At 73.1% G+C, this 19177-nt stretch carries 19 protein-coding genes; 12 read left to right on the top strand and 7 right to left on the bottom strand.

Annotated features, from left to right (window positions below; all coding sequences use genetic code 11):
* Positions 1–2: 2 nt before the first annotated feature.
* From KRAD_RS06300 to KRAD_RS06290, 3 genes are read right to left on the bottom strand one after another with little or no spacing between them, the layout of a single operon-like run.
* Positions 3–911: a carbohydrate ABC transporter permease gene (locus tag KRAD_RS06300; protein ID WP_012084698.1), complete on the bottom strand. Its 909-nt coding sequence runs from the start codon at positions 909–911 to the stop codon at positions 3–5.
* 1 nt (position 912) lies between these two features.
* The gene (locus KRAD_RS06295) at positions 913–1854 is read right to left on the bottom strand and encodes a carbohydrate ABC transporter permease (RefSeq protein WP_012084696.1); all 942 of its coding nucleotides are present in this window, start codon (positions 1852–1854) and stop codon (positions 913–915) included.
* Positions 1855–1891: 37 nt separating this feature from the next.
* Positions 1892–3259, bottom strand: coding sequence for an extracellular solute-binding protein (locus KRAD_RS06290; RefSeq protein ID WP_012084695.1), 1368 nt, complete (start codon positions 3257–3259; stop codon positions 1892–1894).
* A 344-nt stretch (positions 3260–3603) separates the two neighbouring features.
* Between KRAD_RS06290 and KRAD_RS06285 the strand changes: the two genes are divergently transcribed.
* From KRAD_RS06285 to KRAD_RS06265, 5 genes are all read left to right on the top strand, one after another.
* Positions 3604–5469, top strand: a complete 1866-nt coding sequence (locus KRAD_RS06285) for a glycoside hydrolase family 2 protein (RefSeq protein WP_012084694.1) — start codon at positions 3604–3606, stop codon at positions 5467–5469.
* Positions 5470–5604: 135 nt separating this feature from the next.
* Positions 5605–7032, top strand: a complete 1428-nt coding sequence (locus KRAD_RS24025) for a CAP domain-containing protein (RefSeq protein ID WP_012084693.1) — start codon at positions 5605–5607, stop codon at positions 7030–7032.
* A gap of 44 nt (positions 7033–7076) precedes the next feature.
* Entirely contained in the window at positions 7077–8126 is a 1050-nt protein-coding gene (locus KRAD_RS06275; protein ID WP_012084692.1) for an aldo/keto reductase, read from the top strand.
* Between the two features lie 134 nt (positions 8127–8260).
* Positions 8261–9172: a DUF4037 domain-containing protein gene (locus KRAD_RS06270; protein WP_012084691.1), complete on the top strand. Its 912-nt coding sequence runs from the start codon at positions 8261–8263 to the stop codon at positions 9170–9172.
* 9 nt (positions 9173–9181) lie between these two features.
* Positions 9182–9538: a hypothetical protein gene (locus KRAD_RS06265; RefSeq protein ID WP_012084690.1), complete on the top strand. Its 357-nt coding sequence runs from the start codon at positions 9182–9184 to the stop codon at positions 9536–9538.
* 35 nt (positions 9539–9573) lie between these two features.
* Here KRAD_RS06265 and KRAD_RS06260 read toward each other — a convergent pair whose 3' ends face one another.
* Positions 9574–10626, bottom strand: a complete 1053-nt coding sequence (locus KRAD_RS06260) for a LacI family DNA-binding transcriptional regulator (RefSeq protein ID WP_012084689.1) — start codon at positions 10624–10626, stop codon at positions 9574–9576.
* 296 nt (positions 10627–10922) lie between these two features.
* Here KRAD_RS06260 and KRAD_RS06255 point away from each other — a divergent pair, with 296 nt between their 5' ends.
* From KRAD_RS06255 to KRAD_RS06230, 6 genes are all read left to right on the top strand, one after another.
* Positions 10923–12251 (top strand): extracellular solute-binding protein, encoded by a 1329-nt coding sequence (locus KRAD_RS06255; protein WP_012084688.1) that lies wholly within the window; start codon positions 10923–10925, stop codon positions 12249–12251.
* An 8-nt stretch (positions 12252–12259) separates the two neighbouring features.
* The gene (locus KRAD_RS06250) at positions 12260–13177 is read left to right on the top strand and encodes a carbohydrate ABC transporter permease (RefSeq protein ID WP_012084687.1); all 918 of its coding nucleotides are present in this window, start codon (positions 12260–12262) and stop codon (positions 13175–13177) included.
* 3 nt (positions 13178–13180) lie between these two features.
* A complete protein-coding gene (locus KRAD_RS06245) occupies positions 13181–14071 on the top strand; it encodes a carbohydrate ABC transporter permease (protein WP_012084686.1) in 891 nt (296 codons plus the stop codon).
* Positions 14072–14156: 85 nt separating this feature from the next.
* On the top strand, positions 14157–14822 hold the full coding sequence (locus KRAD_RS06240) for a ThuA domain-containing protein (RefSeq protein ID WP_049821431.1): 666 nt from the start codon (positions 14157–14159) through the stop codon (positions 14820–14822).
* Positions 14807–15946 carry a Gfo/Idh/MocA family protein gene (locus tag KRAD_RS06235; RefSeq protein WP_012084684.1) on the top strand — a complete coding sequence of 380 codons (1140 nt, stop codon included), beginning with the start codon at positions 14807–14809 and terminating at the stop codon, positions 15944–15946. The genes KRAD_RS06240 and KRAD_RS06235 overlap by 16 nt, the downstream gene beginning before the upstream one ends.
* Positions 15947–16185: 239 nt before the next feature.
* Positions 16186–16332: a hypothetical protein gene (locus tag KRAD_RS06230; protein ID WP_157873506.1), complete on the top strand. Its 147-nt coding sequence runs from the start codon at positions 16186–16188 to the stop codon at positions 16330–16332.
* Between the two features lie 51 nt (positions 16333–16383).
* Here the strand turns inward: KRAD_RS06230 and KRAD_RS06225 are convergent, their stop codons facing one another.
* Complete coding sequence (locus tag KRAD_RS06225) at positions 16384–16773, bottom strand: VOC family protein (RefSeq protein WP_012084682.1); 390 nt, start codon at positions 16771–16773, stop codon at positions 16384–16386.
* A 235-nt stretch (positions 16774–17008) separates the two neighbouring features.
* On the opposite strand from KRAD_RS06225, the gene KRAD_RS06220 reads away from it, so the two are divergent.
* A complete protein-coding gene (locus tag KRAD_RS06220; RefSeq protein WP_041292777.1) occupies positions 17009–17515 on the top strand; it encodes a DUF6328 family protein in 507 nt (168 codons plus the stop codon).
* A 123-nt stretch (positions 17516–17638) separates the two neighbouring features.
* On the opposite strand, the gene KRAD_RS06215 is transcribed toward KRAD_RS06220, so the two are convergent.
* Both KRAD_RS06215 and KRAD_RS06210 read right to left on the bottom strand, forming a co-directional pair.
* Entirely contained in the window at positions 17639–17959 is a 321-nt protein-coding gene (locus KRAD_RS06215) for a hypothetical protein (protein ID WP_012084680.1), read from the bottom strand.
* A 94-nt stretch (positions 17960–18053) separates the two neighbouring features.
* Positions 18054–19163, bottom strand: a complete 1110-nt coding sequence (locus KRAD_RS06210; RefSeq protein ID WP_012084679.1) for an aminotransferase class V-fold PLP-dependent enzyme — start codon at positions 19161–19163, stop codon at positions 18054–18056.
* Between the last annotated feature and the right edge of the window lie 14 nt (positions 19164–19177).

Below are 19177 nucleotides of genomic sequence, written 5' to 3'. Positions count from 1 at the left end.
GTTCAGCCCTTCAGACCGGTGCCGGCGACGCCCTCGACGATGCGGCGCTGGAAGACGAGGAACAGGACGACCAGCGGCAGGGCGCCGAGGATCGTGGAGGCCTGGATGTCGGAGAACCGCTGGCCGAAGGAGCCCTGGACGGTGGCCAGGCCGACGGGGATCGTCATGAGGTCGGGGTTGGACAGCACGTACAGGGGCAGGATCAGGTTGTTCCACACGCCCACGAAGGTGACGATCGCCATGGCCGACAGGACCGGGCGCGACAGGGGCATGATGACCGAGCGGTAGATGCGCCAGTTGGTGGCGCCGTCCAGGCGGGCGGCCTCCTCCAGCTCCTTGGGCAGGCCGTCGAAGAACTGCTTGAAGACGAACAGCGCGATGACGCTGGAGACCTGCGGGAAGATCACCGCCCAGTAGGTGTTGAGCAGCCCGACGGAGTTCAGCAGCTGGAAGATCGGGATGATCAGCACGTCGGCGGGGACCATGATCCCGGCCAGCAGCAGGACGAAGACGACGTTGCGGCCGCGGAAGCGCATCCGGGAGATCGCGAACGCCGCCATGGAGGCGAAGACTACGACCAGCGCCGCGGACAGCGTCGAGGTGATGAAGCTGGCCAGGTACCAGTTCCACAGGTCGCCCCCGCCCAGCAGGGCGGAGTACGACGCCAGCGTCGGGTTGACGTCCTTGAGGATCGCCTGGGTGCCCAGCGCCGAGACGGCGTTGTCGGTGAAGGAGGTCTTGATCGCCCACAGGCTCGGGATGAGCCAGATGACGGCGAAGATCCCGAGGACGACGGCGGTGATCCGGTTGAAGGTCTTGCCGCCGTTGGCGCCGGGCTTGGCGACGCGGGCCCGGGGGGCGGCGACGGAGACGCCGGACCGGCGGCTGCCGGACGTGTCGATGGTCGCCATGTCAGGCTCCCTTCTGCTGAGCGCGCTCGGCGAGCTGCCGGATCACGGCGATGGCGACGATGACGACGAAGAGCAGGAACGACGCCGCGGCGGCCGCGCCGATCCGGAAGTCGGTGAACCCGGTCTTGGTGATGAAGACCAGCGCGGTCTCCGTGCTCGTCCCGGGGCCGCCGCTGGTCATGAGGTAGACCTGGTCGAAGATCTTCAGGCTGGCGATGATCTGCAGCAGCAGCACCAGCGTGGTCGTGCGGCTCAGCAGCGGGATCGTGAGGTGGCGGATCTGCTGCCAGGGCGTCGCGCCGTCGATGGCGGCCGCCTCGTAGAGCTCGCGGGGGATGTCCTGCAGACCGGCCAGGTAGAGGATGAAGTTGAAGCCGATCGTCCACCAGATGGTGGCGATGGCGACGCCGACCATGGCCAGGCTCGGGGTGCCCAGCACCGGGGTCGGGGCCTCGGAACCGAGCCACTTCTGCACGGTGGCCCACAGGCCGGTGTCCGCGGTGAAGATGAACACCCAGATCAGCGAGATGGCCGCCGAGGGCAGGATGTAGGGGGTGAAGAAGGCGAGGCGCCAGAACGTCGAGCCGCGCGGCATCCGGTTGGCCAGCACCGCGAACACGAAGGACAGGATCACCAGCGGCGGCACGGTGTAGATCGTGAACTGCAGCGTGTGCCACATCGAGGACCAGAAGTCCCTCGACTGCATCAGGGCGCTGTAGTTCTCCAGGCCGATGAAGTTGCCCAGCCCGTTCTTGACGATGGACGTGTCGAAGAAGCTCGCCACGAACATGTACAGCGACGGGCCGAGCAGGAAGCACACGTAGAAGAAGCCGAACGGGGCGATGAACAGCCAGGCGGACCGCTGCCGGCCCCCGGTCTGCCCCTCGTCGCCGCGGGGGACGTTCGTGACGGCGGGCTGCGCGCCGACGGTTTGTGCGCTCATCGGTTGTCTTCTCCAGGAGCGGGGGAGGTCGGGGCGGTCACAGCGGGTTCGCCGTCTTGGCGTAGTTCTCCAGCGCCGCGCGGATGCCGGCGACGGCGTCCGCGGGCTTGGTGAGGCCCTGCTGGACGAGGCCGATGGTCGCGCCCGTGACGGTCTCGAAGTTCGAACCCGAGCCGGAGTACCAGGCCGGCGGGTCGTAGGAGGCGTAGGAGGCCGCGTCGGCGTAGTTCGACATCGGTTCGAGCTGCTGGTACTCGCTGCTCTCGAAGGTGGGCAGGTAGGTCGGGATGTGCCCGCCCTCGGCCCAGGTCATGCCCTGGTCCAGCAGCGACTTCACGAAGCCCATCGCCCGCTCCAGCTGCGCGTCGTCGCGCTCCATGCGGGGCAGGACGAAGGCGTGGGAGTCGGCGTGCGCGGCGGGCCGGTCGAACAGGGTCGGGAAGGCGGTCATGCCGAAGTTCAGGCCCTCGATGCTCTGGGCGGTCGTGACCTCCCACTCGCCGTTCATGAAGAACGCCGACTTGCCCGTGAACATGAGCGTCTCCGCGCCCGGGGTGTCCACGGTGGCGGGCATGAGGCCCTTCTCCACCCAGCTGCGCATCGTCGCCAGGGTGTCGACGGCGAGCTCGTCGTTCATCGTGACCGAGAGGCCCTCGTCGTCGATGAGCGGGGTGTTCCCCTCGCGCTGGCTGTAGACGGTGTTGAAGAACCGCCAGTTGTTGGAGTCGTCGGCCACCGTGGCCGTCGTGGCGCCGAACCCGCCGGAGGCTTCCTTGCCCGCGGTGAGCGCCGCCTCCCACGCCTCGAGCCCCTCGATGGGCGCGAGCTCGCCGTCGGGCCCCAGGAGCCCGGCGGCCTGGCAGACGTCGGCGTTGAAGAAGAGCACCCACGGGTGGGTGTCCAGGGGGATGGCGTAGGCCTGGCCCTCGAACTTCGAGGCCTCCCACGCGCGCTCGTTGAAGTCGCTGCTGGCGAGCCCGGCCAGGGCCAGGACGTCGTCGGTGATCGGGGCCAGCAGGCCCGCCGCGGCGAGGTTGGAGGCGCGGGTGAGGTGGGCGACCGCCACGTCCGGCGGCTTGTTGCCCAGCGTGGCGAGGGACACCTTCGTGTAGTACGGGTTGCCCCACGCGAAGGTGGCCGCCTGGAGGGACTCGGTGCTGCCCTGCTGCCGGCGGTACTCGTCGAGCATCAGCTGCAGCCGCGCACCGTCACCACCGCCGAAGAGGTTCCAGAACGTCACCGTCCCGGGGTTCAGCTGGGTGCCGGCCAGGCCCGCGGCCAGGGGCGAACCGCACCCGGAGGTGGCGGCGACGGCGCCGAGCCCGCCGGCGGCCAGGCCGCCGCGCAGCAGGTTGCGCCGGCTGAGGGCACCCCGTGCGCGGGGTGTCGGGGGATGACTGTTCACTCGTGGTCCGTCCCTGCCGTCGTTGGCGGTCGTGGCAGAGCGGTCCTGGCGCTCACGAGCACCCGGGAACCGCGCTGTCCCGTTCAGTGGTGCGGAACTTAGCACGTCGTTTGCAACGCTGCATAGAGCTTCGGGAGGTTGGCCTTGCAACGATGCACGCAACGGTGCCGGGCCGTGACCGGACGGTTGCCGGACCGGTGCGGGACGGGGCAGAGTGGGCGCCGCACCGCTGACGGTGCCGCGCTCCCGGGACCGGGCCGCCCGGCGCCGCACGACCCCGGCCGACGGTGCGGCGGACGGGAAGCCCGCCGCCGTCGTCGCCGGCGACCCTGAGGAGAGAGCTCGTGCCCCAAGACCCGACCACCGCCGGAGCCGGCGGGGGAGTGCCGCGCCCGGAGCACCCCCGGCCCTCGGTGGTGCGCGCCGACTGGATCAACCTCAACGGCACCTGGGGGTTCGAGGTGGACCCGGGCGACTCCGGCCTGGAGCGCGGCGTGCGCGACCGCCCGCTGGCGGGGTCCATCACCGTGCCCTTCGCCCCCGAGTCCGAGCTGTCCGGCATCGGGGACACCGACTTCCTGCCCGCGGTCTGGTACCGCCGCGAGGTCGCCATCCCCGAGGACTGGGCCGGGCGCCGGACGCTGCTGCACTTCGGCGCCGTCGACCACGACGCCACCGTGTGGGTCGACGGGGAGGAGGTCGTGCGCCACCGCGGCGGGTTCACCCCCTTCACCGCCGACCTCGGCCACCGCCGCGGCACCGTCACCGTCGTCGTCCGCGCCCGCGACGACCACCGCGGCCCGCAGGCGCGCGGCAAGCAGTCCACCCGCTACGACAACTACGAGTGCCTCTACACCCGCACCACCGGCATCTGGCAGACCGTCTGGGCCGAACCCGTCCCCGACGTCTCGCTGGGCCGCCCGCGGATCACCCCCGACGTCGCCGGCTCCACCTTCCACCTGGAGCAGCCCCTGCGGCGCAGCGGGACCGGCGCCGTCGGCGACCGGGCGGGCTGGACGCTCACGGCCTCGGTCCGCGACGCCGCCGGGGAGGTCGTCACCGCGACCGTGCGCGCCGACCTCGACCTCTCCCCGCGCCTGGTCCTGCCCGTCCCCGCCGACCGGGTCCGGCTCTGGGAGCCCGCCGACCCGCACCTGTACGACGTCACCGTGACCCTCGCCGACGCCTCCGGCGCCGTCGTCGACACGGTGGAGACCTACGCGGGCCTGCGCTCGGTGAGCATCGACGGCAAGGCCGTCCTGCTCAACGGCCGCCCGGTCTTCCAGCGGCTGGTGCTGGACCAGGGCTACTACCCCGACGGGCTGATGACCGCGCCCACCGACGCCGCGCTGGTGGCGGACATCGAACTGTCCCTGGCGGCCGGCTTCAACGGCGCCCGGCTGCACCAGAAGGTCTTCGAGGAGCGCTTCCTCTTCCACGCCGATCGCCTCGGCTACCTGGTGTGGGGCGAGTTCGGGGACTGGGGCGCGGCCGAGGAGGGCTCCAGCCACCGCGGGGAGTACCAGCAGCCCACGCCGAACTTCGTCAGCCAGTGGCTGGAGGCGCTGGAGCGCGACTACTCCCACCCCTCGATCGTGGGCTGGTGCGGGCTGAACGAGACCCACCAGCCGCTCACCGACCGCGGGCAGGTCCTCGACGACGCGACGCGGGCGATGTTCCTCGCCGCCAAGGCGATGGACACCTCCCGCCCGGTGCTGGACGCCTCCGGCTACTCCCACCGCGTCCTGGAGTCCGACGTGTGGGACTCGCACAACTACACCCAGGACCCGGCGGAGTTCGCGCGGGAGATGGCCGGGCTGGCCCAGGGGCGCCCGGACACCAACTTCGCGCACGGCACCACCACGGTCATCTCCCTGCCCTACCAGGGGCAGCCCTGGTTCTGCAGCGAGTTCGGCGGGATCTGGTGGCGCCCGGACACCGCCGCCAGCGACCCCGACGTCGACCGCGGGGCGGAGTCCTCGTGGGGCTACGGCGAGCCGCCGCGCAGCGAGGAGGAGTTCCACCACCGCTTCGAGGGCCTGACCGGGGTCCTGCTGGACGACCCGCTGATGTTCGGCTACTGCTACACCCAGCTCACCGACGTCTTCCAGGAGCAGAACGGGATCTACTCCTTCGACCGGTCGGTGAAGCTGGACGTGGAGCGGGTGCGCGCCGCCCAGCAGCGACCGGCGGCGATCGAGAGAACCTGACCCCTCGGTCCACCCCGGGTTGACCCGTCCGGGTGGCGCAGCACGCACGGTCACCGCGGCCGGGCCGGGTACCCCCGGACGGGACCACCCGCCCGGTCGCTGTCGTGACACCCCCGCCGGGACGATCCCTGGAGGGTGAAGAACCTCCGCGCCCGACTGGTGGCCCCGCTCCTCGCCGCGCTCGTCGCCGTCCCCTGCGGGGGCGTCGCCGAGGTGGTGACGGCCCTGCCCGCCGCCGCGGCCGCGCAGGTCCTCACCCCCGTCGTCCCGGTCGCCACCCAGCAGCAGCAGATCCTCGACGGCCTCAACCGCGAGCGCGCGAAGATCGGCGCGCCCGCGGTGAGCCTGGACCCGACCCTGGGCGCCGTCGCGCAGGACTGGGCCGCGGTCCTCGGCCAGGGCGACGGCATGAAGCACAACCCGAACCTCGCCACGCTGCTGTCGGACTTCCCGCGCTGGGGCGAGATCGTGGCCACCGCCGACATGGGCAACCCCGACACCCGCGGCCTGGAGAACGGCGACCTCGCCGTCGACACCTGGATGAAGTCCGACCCCCACCGCGCCGTCCTGCAGGACCGCACCTACAGCAGCGTCGGCATCGGGATGGTCTACACCACCCTGCAGTCGGGCGGGCGCACCGTCTGGCGCTCCTACTGGGTCGCGAACTTCGGCTCCCCCCGCCGCACCCCGCTGGTGACGGCGAACCCCGACGGTTCCCGCAGCTACGCCGGCGTCCCCGTCAAGGGCGCGATCCTGCAGTCCTACACCGCGACCGGGGCCAACACCGGTTTCCTGGGCCTGCCGGTGGCGCGCGAGATCGGGCCGCTGCGCGGGGGCGGGTACGCCCAGGCCTTCGCGGGCGGGTCGGTCTACTGGAGCCCCGCGACCGGGGCCCAGGTCGTGCGCGGCGCGCTGCGCGAGCGCTGGGGCTCGATGGGGTACGAGAACTCCTGGCTGGGTTACCCGACCGGGGCCGAGTTCGCGGTCCGCGGCGGTTTCGCCCAGCGCTTCCAGGGCGGGGTCGCCTACTGGTCGCCGGCCACCGGCGCGCACGCCCTCGGCGGCGCCCTGCTCGACGCCTACGGCGCCGCGGGCTGGGAGAACGGGTTCCTCGGGTTCCCGACCTCGACGGCGACCGGGCTGCCCGGCGGTTCCTACGCCCGCTTCCAGGGCGGTTCGCTCTACTCCAGCGGCGCCGGCACCCACGCCGTCACCGGCGCCGTCCGCGACGCCTGGGCCGCGCAGGGCTGGGAGACGGGGACCCTCGGGTTCCCCGCCTCGGGCGCCTTCGCCGGGTTGCCCGCCGGCGGGTCCGGCCAGCGCTTCACGGGCGGGTCGATCTACTCCAGCCCCGCCTCGGGCACGCACGCCGTCCCGCTCGCCGTCCGCGACGCCTGGGGCGCGCGCGGCTGGGAGGGCGGCGTCCTGGGGTACCCCGTCTCCGGACCCCGCGCGGTGCCCGGCGGGGTCCAGCAGGACTTCCAGGGCGGGACGGTCACCGTGCGCTCCGGGACGGCGGCCGTGACGCTGCACGCGCTGGTGCGGGGCACCCGCGCCCGCTAGGTCGCCCGGGTGCGCCCGGCCCGAGGCCCGGTAGCGTCGCGGCCATGGAGTACCGGCGACTGGGAAGGTCGGGGCTGCGCGTCTCGACGATCACGATGGGGACGATGACGTTCGGCGGCCGGGGAGGCTTCGCCGCCGTGGGGAACACCGACGTCGCGCAGGCGCGGCGCCAGGTCGACCTCGCCCTGGACGCGGGGGTGAACCTCTTCGACACCGCGGACATGTACTCCGACGGTCTCAGCGAGGAGATCACCGGCGAGGTCCTGGAGGGCCGCCGCGACGACGTCCTGCTGGCCACGAAGGCCCGCATGGTCGTCGGCCCCGGCCCCAACGACGGCGGGGCCTCGCGCCACCACCTCGTGCGCTCGGTCGAGCGGAGCCTGAAGCGGCTGCGCACCGAGCACATCGACCTCTACCAGATCCACGAGTGGGACGGCCAGACCCCGCTGGAGGAGACCCTGGAGGCCCTGGACACCCTCGTCCGCTCGGGCAAGGTCCGCTACGTCGGCGCGTCGAACTACACCGGCTGGCAGCTCATGAAGGCGCTCGCGACCTCCGACGCCCGCGGGTACCAGCGCTACGTCTCCCAGCAGATCCACTACACCCTGCAGGCCCGCGACGCCGAGGACGAGCTCGTCCCCCTCACCCTGGACCAGGACCTCGGGATCCTCGTGTGGAGCCCGCTCGCCGGGGGGCTGCTCTCGGGCAAGTACCGCCGCGGCGCGAGCGCGCCCGAGGGGTCGCGGCACCTGGGGGAGTGGAGCGAACCCCCCGTCCACGACGAGGAGAAGCTCTACGACGTCGTCGACGTCCTCGTCGAGGTGGGCGCCGCCCACGGGGTCTCCGCGGCGCAGGTGGCGCTGGCGTGGCTGCTGGGCCGTCCCGGGGTCACCTCCCTCGTCGTGGGGGCCCGCACCGAGGAGCAGTTGAGCGACAACCTCGCCGCGGCCGACCTCGTCCTCGGCGCCGAGGAGCGGGCGCGGCTGGACGCCGTCAGCGCCGTCCCGCTGCGCTACCCGCACTGGCACCAGGCGGCCACCGCGAAGGACCGGCTCTCCGCGGCCGACCTCAGCCTGCTGGGGCCCCACCTCTGAGCCGTCCCGCCCGCGGCGCGGGGTCGGGGACCGCCCTGGCCCGCACCTTCCACGACGAGGTCGTCGCCCCCCTGCTGCGCGCCCGCTCCCCCGCGCTGCCCCTGGTCGCGGGCCGGTTCGGCTCGGGGTCGGACGTGCTGGGCCTCGACGACGAGGTGTCCACCGACCACGACTGGGGGCTGCGGCTGACCGTCCTGGCCGAGGCCCCCGGGGCCGGGGAGTTCCTCGAGGCCCGCCTGCCGGTCGCCTTCGCCGGGCACCCCGTCCGCTTCGCCACGACCTGGGACCCCGTCGTCCGCCACCGGGTGGAGGTGGCGACCGTGGAGGAGTTCGTCGTCCAGCGCCTGGGCGTCGGGCCCGACGCGCCGTGGTCGGTGACGGACTGGCTCGGCTTCACCGGTCAGTCGGTGCTGGAACTGGTCGCCGGGCCCGTCTTCGCCGACGACGAGGGGCGCTGGGCCCGGCTGCGCGGGCGCCTGGCCCACCACCCCGACGACCTCCGGCGCTACCTGCTCGCCTGCGGCTGGAGGCAGCTGGAGCAGGAACTGCCGTTCGTGGGCCGGGCGGGGTCGCGCGGCGACGACCTGGGCTCGCGCGTCGTCGCGGCGCGCCTCGTCGACGTCGCCGTCCGGCTGGGCCTGCTGCTGGACCGCGCCTGGGCGCCCTACCCGAAGTGGACCGGGACGGTGTTCGCGCGCTCACCCTCGGGGCGGGTCGCGGGGGACCTCGCGGCCTGCCTCGCCGCCGGGGACTGGCGGGAGCGGGAGGCGGCGCTGTGCGCGGCGCTGGAGGGGCTGCGCGCACGGCAGCGCGAGGTCGGGCTGCCGGTGCCCGGGGCGGCCACCGCCCCGTTCCACGACCGGCCGTTCCGCGGCGTCCCGGAGGAGGCGGCCACCGTCCTGCTCGCCGGCGTCACCGACCCGGCGGTGCGCGCGCTCCCGGTCGGGGCCGGGTCGGTGGAGCAGTGGGTCGGCGCGGTCGACGTCCTCGTCCGCCCCGACCGGCGGCGCGCGGTCACGGCCGCGCTGCACGGGCCCGGGTGGTAGGACGGTCCGGTGCTCTCCTCCGACCCCACCGCGGCCCGCGCCCTGCTGACCGGCCGGATGGCCCAGGACGGTGAGCGCGTCCTCGCCGAGCTGACGCTGTCCGGCGGGGCCCTGGGCGGGGCGGGGGCGCTCGCCGTCGGCCCGGAGCGGTTGTGGCTGGCCCAGCCGCAGCTGCTCGGGGGGCCCTCGGTGGCCTCGGTGGCGCTGTCGGAGGTCGGGGCGGGCAGCTGCCGGCCCCGGCCGGCCCTCCTCGGCGGCTGCCGCCTCGTCCTGAAGGTCTCCGGGCGGGCGGTGCGGTTCGCGACCCCGGCCGCGGCGGACGAGGTCGCGCGGTTCCTGGCGGCCCTGGAGGACGCCCGCCGCTGAGCCGGGGGCCCGGGCGTCGGAGGCGGGCCCGGGCGTCAGACCCGGGCGGTGGACCCCCGGACGACGAGCTCGGTGGCGAGCTCGACGTGGTGGGAGTCCAGCTGCTCCCCGCCGGCCATCCGCAGCACGGTCCGCAGCGCGACGCGCCCCATCTCCCGCAGCGGCTGGCGCACGGTCGTCAGCGGGGGAGCGGCCATGGGGGCCAGCTCGGTGTCGTCGAACCCGGTGACCGAGAGGTCCTCGGGGATGCGCAGCCCCAGGACGCGGGCCGCCTCCATGACCCCGAGGGCGATGGAGTCGCAGCCGCCGACGACGGCGGTGGGGCGGTCGGGGCGGGCCAGCAGCTCCGCGCCCAGCCGGCGGCCGGAGTCGTACTGGAAGTCCTCGTTGAGGACGTGGTTCTCGGCCGGGGCCAGCCCCGCGTACTCCATGGCCGCGCGGTAGCCGTGCAGGCGGGCCTGGTTGCAGGAGGCGCCGGGGGGACCCCCGACGTAGGCGATCCGGCGGTGGCCCTGCCCGATGAGGTGGTTCGTGGCGCTCATGCCGCCGGTGAAGTTCGTCGACCCCACGCTGGCGACCTCGCTGCGGGGCAGGTTCAGCGGGTCGATCACCACGAGCGGAATCTTGACCGCGGTCAGCGCGTCCACGTGCGCGCCGGTCAGCTCGCCGGTGACGACGATGACGCCGGTGCGCCCCGCGGCGGCCAGGCCGCGCGCCCACGAGCGGGGCGGCACGGGGAAGCGCCCGCCGCGCTGGTCGCGCAGCACCCCCACCACGACGGCGGCGCCCTGCTCCCCGGCCGCCTCCACGACCCCGTCGACGACGGCGGTGGCGTAGGAGGAGAAGTCCCCGTCGATGAGGAACTCGACGGTGGTGGTCGCGGCGCCGGCCCGGCGACCCGCGGGCGGGCGGTAGTCGTGGCGGACCAGGAGGGCCTCGACCACCGCGCGGGTCTCGGCGGAGACGTCCTCGCGGCCGTTGACCACCTTGGACACGGTGGCGATCGAGACGCCGGCCCGGGCGGCGATCGTGGCCAGCGTGGTCTTGTCCCCGGGGTTGTCCCGGGTGCGCTGCGAATGGTCCAGCACGGGTCCTCCTCGACTCGGTGGTGGGGCGAGTGTAGGAGCACGCAGGCTCCGGGCGCCAGCACTTCTCGAAAACTTTCGTGACCCGATCGACACCTGGAGCGCCTACTCCCGCATGGGGGAGGGGAGGTTCTCGGACGGACTCGCGGGAGTCGCTTGACCGCGACACCACCGGGCTCTTATCGTTCCCGGCAGACGACGTGGTCGAAAGCTTTTCGGTCACGTTTCGACGCCGGGCCCAGCAGGGTCAGGCGAGTTGAGCAGCCGCAGGGACGCGGCTCGGCACATCGGAGATCAGAGTGGATCACAACCGGACTTCGCGTCGGTCCTTCCTCGCCCTCGCCACCGCGACCCCCCTCGTCGCCACGGCCCTCGCCTCCTGCGGTGACTCCGGTCCCGGTGGCGGCGGCAGCTCCGACGGGGCGACCGACTGGATCCTGACGGGCGCCCCGAAGGAGGGCATCCGCAAGACCGCCCGCGAGGACTGGAACTCGGCGCACGAGGACCAGCAGATCACCGTCAGCGCGTTCCAGAACGACGCCTTCAAGGCCAAGATCAAGACCGCCATCGGCGCCGGTCAGGCCCCCACCATCATCTTCGGCTGGGGTGGCGGCACGCTGCGCAACTACGCCGAGTCCGGGCTGGTCGACGACCTGACCCCGTGGCTGACGGAGAACCCCCAGGTCAAGGAGCGCCTCTTCGACGCCGCCTTCGCCGCCGGGACGGTCGAGGACAAGGTCTACGGCCTGCCCACCGAGACCGTGCAGCCGCTGGTCTTCTTCTACAACAAGAAGCTCTTCACCCAGATCGGCGCCGAGCCGCCCGCCACCTGGGACGAGCTCATGGCCCTGGTGCCGAAGTTCAACGCCGCCGGCATCGCCCCGATCTCCCTCGGCGGGCAGTCGCGCTGGACGAACATGATGTGGCTGGAGATGCTCTTCGACCGCATCGGCGGCCCCGAGCTGTTCGAGTCCATCTACAACGGCACCCCCGCCTGGACCGACCCGGCCGCGATCGACGCCCTCACCAAGGTGCAGGACCTCGTCAAGGCCGACGGCTTCATCAAGGGCTTCGCCTCGATCACGGCCGACTCCAACGCCGACCAGGCCCTGCTCTACACCGACAAGGCCGCCATGATGCTGCACGGCACCTGGACCTACGGCGGCATGAAGACCGACGGCGGCGACTTCGTCTCCGGCGGCAACCTCGGCTACATGAACTTCCCCGCCGTCACCGGCGGCAAGGGCGACCCGATGAACACCTTCGGCAACCCCGCGCAGTACGTGTCGATCTCCTCCAAGGCCACCCAGGCCCAGAAGGACATCGCGCTGGCCTTCTTCAAGGACGGCCTGCTGCAGGAGAAGGAGGCCGAGGCCTACATCACCGAGGCCGGCGAGGTCCCGATCGTCAAGGGCATCGACGCCAAGTTCGCGGGCATGGAGGACGAGGAGTGGCTGAAGTTCACCTACGACCTCGCCACGAACGCGCCGTCCTTCGCGCAGTCCTGGGACCAGGCGCTGTCCCCGACCGAGGCTGAGACCCTGCTCGACAACATCGAGAAGCTGTTCGGCCTGGCGATCACCCCGCAGGAGTTCGCCGCCAACATGAACGCGGCGATCGGCTCGTGAGCACGTCCGTGAGCGCGGCGCCCAGCTCCACCTCGGCCAAGGTCCCGTCGGCGGCCCACACCTCGACGGGCCGCCTGGGCTGGCTGGTGCTGCCGGCGCTGCTGATCTTCGTCGCCTTCGCGGTGGTCCCGCTGATCGGGGTGTTCGTCCTCAGCTTCACCTCCTGGGACGGCATCGGGGACATCTCGTTCACCGGGCTCACGAGCTGGACCGCCGTGCTCACGGACCCGGGTCTCCCGCACGCGCTGTGGGTCACGTTCCTGGTGATCGTGCTCTCCTGGATCGCCCAGACGCCGCTGTCGATCCTGCTCGGGGTCTTCATCTCCGGCCACCAGAAGTACCGGGCCCTGCTGGCGGTCCTGTTCTTCCTGCCGCTGCTGCTGTCGGCCGCGGCGGTCTCGATCGCCTACAAGGCGCTGCTCGACCCGAACTTCGGCCTCGGCCCGGGCCTGAACCTGGGGTTCCTCACCCAGGACTGGCTGGGCCGCCCGGCGCTGGCCATGGGCGTCGTGATCTTCATCATCGCCTGGCAGTGGATCCCGTTCCACTCGCTGATCTACCAAGGCGCCATCCGCCAGATCCCGACCTCGATGTACGAGGCCGCCCAGATCGACGGGGCCGGGCGGGTGCGGCAGTTCTTCTCCATCACGCTGCCGCAGCTGAAGAACACGCTGATCACGTCCTCCACCCTCATGATCGTCGGGTCGCTCACCACGTTCGACCTCATCTTCGTCCTGACCCAGGGCGGGCCGAACGACGCGACCCGCGTCCTGGCCCTGGACATGTACCTCACCGGCTTCCGGGCCAACCAGATGGGTCTGGCCTCGGCCATCGCGGTGATCCTCGTCGTCGTCGGCCTGGTCCTGGCGCAGGTGCTGCAGCGCCTCGGCGGCAAGGAACGCAACTCCCAGCTGGAAGGGGCCTGACCGATGGCCACGCAAGCCGCCGCGAACCCCGCGGCCCGCACCGGCAAGTCCAGCCCCTCCGGTTCCCGTCGCGGCTCGACCGAGCGCAAGAACTGGCTCGGCGGCGCCTTCGGCTGGCTCTGGCTGCTGATCGTGCTGATCCCGATCTACTGGATCGTGATCACCAGCTTCAAGAGCTCCGCCGGCTACTTCGGCACCAACCCGCTGCTCCCGGCGTCCGAGCCGACGCTGGACAACTACAAGCTGGTGCTCGAGAACGACTTCGCGCGCTACTTCATGAACTCCGTCATCGTGACGGTGGGGGCCACGATCCCCGCGGTCCTCGTCTCGTTCATGGCGGCCTTCGCCATCGTCCGCGGTGCGGGCCGGTGGCTGAAGGCGGTCAACGCCCTGTTCCTCATGGGCCTGGCCATCCCGCTGCAGGCGACGATCATCCCGATCTACCTGATCATCATCAAGAGCGGGATGTACAACTCGCTCGGCGCGCTGATCCTGCCGTCGATCGCCTTCGCCATCCCGCTGACGGTGCTGATCCTCAGCAACTTCGTCCGCGACGTCCCGAACGAGCTGTTCGAGGCCATGCGGATGGACGGCTCCAGCGAGTGGGGCACCATGTGGCGCCTGGCGTTCCCGCTGACCCGCCCCGCGCTGGTCACGGTGACGATCTACCAGGGCCTGCAGATCTGGAACGGCTTCCTCCTCCCGCTCATCCTCACCGACCGGGCCGACCTGCGCGTCCTGCCGCTGGCGCTGTGGACCTTCCAGGGGCAGTACAGCGTCAACATCCCCGCCGTCCTCGCCTCCGTCGTGCTGACCACGCTGCCGATCCTCGTGCTCTACATCGTCGGCCGCCGCCAGCTGCTCTCCGGCCTCACCGCCGGCTTCTCCAAGTGATCTGCTCCACGACCCGCGCTCGCGCCGGAAGGTTCCACTCGTGACTCGCCAGGCTCTCGTCGTCCGCGGCGGCTGGGACGGGCACATGCCCGTCGAGGCCACCGACCTGTTCATCCCGCACCTGGAGGCGAACGGCTTCACCGTCCGCGTCGAGGACGTCGCCGCGACGGGCGGGACCCCGGCGGTCTACGCCGACGCCGAGTACATGGCGACCGTCGACCTGGTCGTGCAGTGCAACACGATGAACACCATCGAGAAGGAGGAGTTCGAGGGCCTGCGCGCGGCCGTCGAGGCCGGCACGGGCCTGGCGGGCTGGCACGGCGGGATCGCGGACTCCTACCGCAACAACTCCGACTACCTGACCCTGATCGGCGGGCAGTTCGGCTGCCACCCGGGCAAGGCCCCCGAGGAGCGCACCGGCGGACAGCCGGACAACTACGTGCCCTACACGGTGAACATGCTCCCGGCCGCGGCCGAGCACCCCATCACGCAGGGCATCGGGGACTTCGACCTCGTCACCGAGCAGTACTGGGTCCTGTCCGACGACTACGTCGACGTCCTCGCCACGACCACCCAGGCCGTCCGGGCCTGGGACCCGTGGAACCGTCCCGTCACCTCCCCGGCCATCTGGACCCGGCAGTGGGGGAAGGGGCGGATCTTCGTCGCCACCCCGGGGCACAACGTCGAGGTCCTCCAGGACGCCAACGTCAAGACCATCATCGAGAGGGGTCTGCTGTGGGCAGCCCGCTGACCAACCCGTTGCGCGTCGGCGTCGTCGGCGCCGGCGTCATCTCCGCGCAGTACTCGGCGTCGCTGAAGCGCCTGCCGCAGCTGCAGATCACCGCGGTGAGCGACTTCGTGCCCGAGCGGGCGCAGGCGCTGGCCGACGAGCACGGGGCGCGGGTGCTGCCGCTGGCGGAGCTGCTCGCCGCCGACGACGTCGACGTGGTCCTCAACCTCACCCTGCCGCGCACGCACGCCGAGGTCGCGCTGCAGGCGCTGGCCGCGGGCAAGCACGTCTACGGCGAGAAGCCGCTGGCGATGGACGTGGCCGAGGGGCGCGAGGTCGTCAAGGCCGCCGCCGCGGCCGGCCTGCGGGTCGGCTGCGCCCCGGACACCGTGCTGGGCACCGGCGTGCAGACGGCCCGCGCGCTGGTCGACGCCGGCGAGATCGGGACCCCGCACTCGGCGACGGCGTTCATGACCACCCCCGGTCACGAGCGCTGGCACCCGCAGCCGGACTTCTACTACCAGCCCGGCGGCGGCCCGCTGCTCGACATGGGCCCGTACTACCTGACCTCGCTGGTGCACCTGCTCGGCCCGGTCGTCCGGGTCGTGGGCGCCTCCTCGCGGCCCTCGCAGACCCGCACCATCGGCTCCGGCCCGCGGGCCGGGGAGTCGTTCCCGGTCACCATCGACACCCACATCACCGGGATCCTGGAGCACGCCTCCGGCGCCCTGTCGACGCTGGTCATGAGCTTCGACACCTGGGCCGCACGCCTGCCCCGCATCGAGGTCCACGGCACCGGCGGGTCGCTCTCGGTCCCGGACCCGAACATGTTCGAGGGCGCGGTGGAGCTGTTCTCCGCCGCGACCGCCCCGGCGCCCGGTCCCGACGCGGACCAGGAGTCGAACTGGAAGGACGTCGGCGTCACCGCCGGGTTCGTCGACTCCGGCCGCGGCTACGGCCTGGCCGACCTCGCGCTGTCGGTGGCCGAGGGCCGCCCCCACCGCGCCAACGACGAGGTCGCGCTGCACGTCCTCGACATCATGGAGTCGGTGCAGCGGGCCGCGGACGGGCACACCTCGGTGACCCTGACCACGACCTGCGAGCGCCCCGAGGCCATCACCACCCCGGTGGACCTCACCGCCTGAGGTCCCGCACCGCCCGCGCGAAGACCCGCGTCCCCCTCCGGGGACGCGGGTCTTCGCCGTTCCCCCGGGCGAGGGGACACGGACCCCGCCGCGGCCGCGTACTGTGCGAGGACCGCACGGGGCGCTGCGCCCCGTCGTCACCCGGCTCGAGCAGGAGGGCGCACGGCCGGAGTCGACCCCACGCGGTGCACCCGCCGGTCACGGCGAACGCCCGGTCACCGGGCGGACAGGAGATCACCATGGACAAGTCGCCCCGAGGCGCCAGCTCGAAGAAGAGCGGGAAGTCGCTCAAGGAGAAGCGCGCCGACAAGAAGGACAAGAACAGCTCCCGCAGCGCCGCCGACGCCGTCGCCGACAGCGTGAAGGGCTCCCACCGCGGCCGCTGAGCCCGTCCGCCCCGCGGCTCCCACCGGGACCGCGGGGCACCGGCTACCCGGTCAGTCGGCCAGGCAGAGGCAGAACGGGTGCCCGGCGGGATCGGTGTACACCCGGAACCCGGGGTGGTCCTCCGAGCCCTCGACCAGGGTGGCGCCCAGGGACAGCGCGTGCGGTTCGGTGCTCTCGTAGTCGTCGACGACGAGGTCGAGGTGGAACTGCTGGGGCACCCCCTCGGCCGGCCAGGTCGGCGCGACGTGGTCCGGGGCGAGCTGGAAGGCCAGCGGCGCACCGCCCGCCCCGCGGATCGTGACCCAGTCCCCGGAGGTGTCCCCGGGGTCGAGCTCCCAGCCGAGCAGCCCGGCGTAGAAGGCGGCCAGGCCCTGCGGGTCCGGGGTGTCGAGGACGACCGTCCCGAGACGGATCGCGGGGCGGGAGGCGGTGTCGGCCATGCCCCGAGCGTCCCGCGCGGGGGGCGGGGTGTCCAGGTCCCCGCGGGCACGACCTCACGTCCGGGGCCCTGTGGGCGCCGGCGGGGTGGAGCGCGGACCGGGAGCGGTTGCCGCGGGTGGGGGGTCCCGGCAGGGTGGGGGTCGCACGGACGGACGAGGCGAGGGGTGGACCGGTGGGGGGAGTGGTCCTGCTGCGCGGGGGAGACGCCGGGGGCGGCGCCGGGTGAGCGCGGTGGTGCCCGATCCCGTCGACCCCTACACCGGGCTGCGCAACGAGACCCCGACCGAGCGGATGGACCGCAACTGGGCGGAGCTGCTCCAGGAGCTGCGGGTCGTCCAGACCGGCGTGCAGCTGCTGACGGCGTTCCTGCTCACGGTGCCCTTCCAGGCCCGCTTCGAGGAGCTGGACCGCTACCAGGTGACCGTCTACGCCGTGGTGCTGCTGCTGGCTGTCGTCGCCCTCGTGCTGTTCATCGCCCCCGTCGGCTACCACCGGGCGCTGTTCCGCCAGCAGTCCAAGGGGCGCCTGGTCGCCGCCGGCACCGCCTTCACCAAGGTCGGCCTGGCCGTCCTGGGCGCCGTCGTCTCCGGCGGGGTGCTGCTGGTCGTCGACGTCATCGGCGGCCGCACCGCCGGGTGGGTCGCGGGCGGCGCGGTCGCGGCGCTCATCGCGCTCTGCTGGTACGTGCTGCCGCGCCGGGTCCTGCGGCAGGTGCTGGCGTCGCGGCGGGAGCAGCCCTAGGGCCCTCCCGCCCCCTCGCGCGGGCCCGGACGCAGGACGACGTGGTCACCGGCGGCGGGAGCTCGCGCTCCGCACCGCCGGGGCCACGTCGTCGGCCGTCCCCGGGAGCACCCGGGGCGGGGGTCAGTCCGTCGGCATCCGGGTGTGGTGCTGGTCGCCGAGGGGCTGGTCGGTGCCCGCCCCGCTGCCCCCGCCGAGCTTGTCCTTCACGCTGCCGGAGACGGAGCTGGCGGCGGCGCCGACCTTCTCCTGCGCCACGGAACCGGCCTGCTTGGCCAGGTCGCCCGCGCTGCTCTGGAGGTCGCCGACCTTCTCCTGCACCTTGGGGTTGCCCCAGAGGCGACCCACCGTGGAGCTGATCTGGTCGTAGCGCTCACGGCCGGCGCGGGCACCGAGCACGTACCCCGCACCCGCGGCGGCCAGCAGCAGAACCTTGCCCATCATGGAAGCTCCTCCTCGTTCGTCGACGTGCGTCGTGCTGGTGATCTCCGGGCCAACTCTGGCAGCGTCGCGCCGACCGCGCCTGTTCAGACGGGGTTCACGCCCGCTGCCGCAGGGCCCGCACGAGGGTGTCCAGGTCCTCGTCGGTGGTGTCCAGGTGCCCGCTGACCCGCAGCGCGGGGGCCGCCATCTCCCCGGGGGAGCGCTCGGTGCCCAGGTACGTCGTGACGACGCCGTCCTCGGCGATCAGCGCGGCCCGCAGCGCCGCGAGGTCCAGGGGCCGGCGCGGTCGCAGGGTGACGAGGGCGCTCGGCTCGTCGAGGTCCTCCACGACGTCCCAGGCCCCCTCGAGCCCCGCGGCCAGCCGGTGCCGGGTCCGGGCCCCCACCTCGGCGAGCCCCGCGCGGACGGCGCCCGGCCCGAGCTCGACGTGCTCGGCCACCGCGACCGCCAGGCCGAGCCGCCCCGCGACGTGCGCCTCGGCCTGCTCCAGGTCCCCGGTGCGCCGGGCGAGGTCCCCGCGGACGGCGACGAAACCCACCCCGCGCGGTCCGGCCAGCCACTTGCGCGACGTCCCGTAGACCACGTCGACGTCGCCGGCGGTGCTCGTGTCGAGGTGGCCGAAGGCCTGCGCGGCGTCCACGACGACCGGCACGCCCGCGGCGCGGCAGGCGCGCGCGACCTCGACGACGGGCTGGAGGGTCCCGACGTGGCTGCCCAGCCAGGTCAGGTGCACCAGGTCGGGCCGGTGCCGGGCCAGGGCGGCGGTGAAGGCGCCGGGGTCCAGCCGGTGCGGGCCCTCGACCTCGCGGGTGGCGACGCCCAGCCCGCGCAGGACGGCGAGGTTCGGGCCGTACTCCCCGCGGGCGTGGGCGACGGTGGCCGGCGGCCCACCCGGCCAGCCCAGCAGCACCCGGCGCAGCGCGTCCTCGGCGCTGTGCACGAACGCGACGGTGCCCCCGTCCCAGCCCAGCAGCGCGCGGATCCGCTCGCGGGTCCGCTCCAGCTCGACCGCGGCCTCCTGGGCGGCGAGGTAGCCGCCGAGCTCGGCCTCCCGGCGGGCGTGGCGGGCGGTGGCGTCGAGCACGGCCCAGCTGCTGCGGCCGGCGGCCGCGGAGTCCAAGTGCACCAGGGCGCGCGCCGGGCGGGTGCGCCGCCAGGTGGCCGCGAGGTCGTCGGAGGGGGAGCGGGGGGCGGGAGGGACCACCCCGCGATGGTGGC

Source organism: Kineococcus radiotolerans SRS30216 = ATCC BAA-149 (assembly GCF_000017305.1).
Lineage (GTDB): Bacteria > Actinomycetota > Actinomycetes > Actinomycetales > Kineococcaceae > Kineococcus > Kineococcus radiotolerans.
The sequence above is the reverse complement of the archived record's forward strand: the minus strand, read 5'-3'. Positions and strand labels throughout refer to the sequence as shown.

Excerpts from the sequence above, each read along its gene's own strand:
- KRAD_RS06230 (WP_157873506.1), top strand. The coding sequence starts at position 16,186 with ATGGACAAGTCGCCCCGAGGCGCCAGCTCGAAGAAGAGCGGGAAGTCG.
- KRAD_RS06215 (WP_012084680.1), bottom strand. The coding sequence starts at position 17,959 with ATGATGGGCAAGGTTCTGCTGCTGGCCGCCGCGGGTGCGGGGTACGTG.
- KRAD_RS06225 (WP_012084682.1), bottom strand. The coding sequence starts at position 16,773 with ATGGCCGACACCGCCTCCCGCCCCGCGATCCGTCTCGGGACGGTCGTC.
- KRAD_RS06295 (WP_012084696.1), bottom strand. The coding sequence starts at position 1,854 with ATGAGCGCACAAACCGTCGGCGCGCAGCCCGCCGTCACGAACGTCCCC.
- KRAD_RS06240 (WP_049821431.1), top strand. The coding sequence starts at position 14,157 with ATGCCCGTCGAGGCCACCGACCTGTTCATCCCGCACCTGGAGGCGAAC.
- KRAD_RS06245 (WP_012084686.1), top strand. The coding sequence starts at position 13,181 with ATGGCCACGCAAGCCGCCGCGAACCCCGCGGCCCGCACCGGCAAGTCC.
- KRAD_RS06275 (WP_012084692.1), top strand. The coding sequence starts at position 7,077 with ATGGAGTACCGGCGACTGGGAAGGTCGGGGCTGCGCGTCTCGACGATC.
- KRAD_RS06300 (WP_012084698.1), bottom strand. The coding sequence starts at position 911 with ATGGCGACCATCGACACGTCCGGCAGCCGCCGGTCCGGCGTCTCCGTC.